The 423-nt window shown below is 65.2% G+C and carries 1 protein-coding gene; it reads right to left on the bottom strand.

The features are described 5' to 3' along the window. Positions 1-131: 131 nt before the first annotated feature. Positions 132-423 (bottom strand): aromatic amino acid lyase (locus EOA60_RS37110; protein ID WP_164899974.1); only part of this gene is annotated, 292 nt, incomplete at its 5' end.

A 423-nucleotide genomic window follows, 5' to 3' on the forward strand; every position in this document is an offset into this window, starting at 1 on the left:
GGCTTTCGCCAATCGTCCACGTTGCAAGAAGGAGCGGGGCGCCAAAGTTGCCAATCTCCCCCCTTGTGGGGGAGATGTCCGGCAGGACGGAGGGGGGCGTGAAGGATCGCGACCTATCAGAGCATTCAATCTCATGACGCAATCCCCGGCAGCGCCACCGCAGCCGCCGCCTTAACCGCCGCGCCGCTGCGGACCAGGGCGATCGCCTTTTCCATGTCGGGATGGAAATGCCGGTCGTTGTCGAGATGCGGCACCTCGGCTCGGACCAGCTTGCGCACCGTTTCCAGCGCTTCGCTCGAAGCGAGCGGGGCATGGAAATCGCAGCCTTGCGCGGCTGCCAACAGCTCGATGCCGATGACGGCCGTTGCATTCTCGATCATGCCGAGCAGGCGGCGCGCGCCGTGGGCAGCCATCGAGACATGG

It is taken from the genome of Mesorhizobium sp. M1A.F.Ca.IN.020.06.1.1 (assembly GCF_004023265.1).
Lineage (GTDB): Bacteria > Pseudomonadota > Alphaproteobacteria > Rhizobiales > Rhizobiaceae > Mesorhizobium.